This window comes from Bacillus fungorum (assembly GCF_002746455.1).
GTDB lineage: Bacteria > Bacillota > Bacilli > Bacillales > Bacillaceae_G > Bacillus_A > Bacillus_A fungorum.
In genome coordinates, this window is sequence record NZ_NWUW01000157.1 from 1 (window position 1) to 620 (window position 620).

General features: G+C 32.4%; 1 protein-coding gene. It reads right to left on the bottom strand.

Features of this window, described 5'->3' with window-relative positions; all coding sequences use genetic code 11:
* Positions 1–276: 276 nt before the first annotated feature.
* A partial coding sequence (locus CO726_RS31215; protein WP_099686854.1) for a hypothetical protein occupies positions 277–620 on the bottom strand: 344 nt, incomplete at its 5' end.

Genomic DNA, 620 nt, shown 5'->3' on the forward strand with positions numbered 1-620 from the left:
GTATCCACTACCTACTAGTAATGCCCATCCAAATAATGTCCCTAAAAGTCCCGAGCCTCTTCCAGAAGAATATCCTGCAAAATAGTTTGCTGCTGTTCCAAATAATAATCTCATTGTTTTTACCTCCGGATTTATATCATTTCACTAATATATATGAATATCATTTAAACACACTTTTATTATAACAGAAAATTATGAATATTCAATAAATATTTTTAGGTACTCTTTATTTTTTTAAAAAGGTTGTGATTTTTAATCACAACCCTCCTTTTTCAGTTAATCCACAGGTACTTCTTCTTGTCCGTGTGGTATTTGTTCAATCGGTGTTACAATTTGTGCATATTGATTTACTTGTACTTTAAATTGACGTGGTTCAAGGAAATTCACTTGTTGAATTTGAACTTCAATGTGGTACGTATCTATTTTTTTTCCACGTTCTATTTTTACAATACGAGCATTGTAGAACTTATCTCCATTTAGGAAATATCTTTGAACAGCTTCTGTAGCCAGCATACGCTCATTGCTTGTCATCTTCATTGGCTCAATACCAAATCCAGCCTTCGTAAATAAATACGGGACATCATAACTACTATTAGAAATTTTTCGCAGTAAGTCCTCTA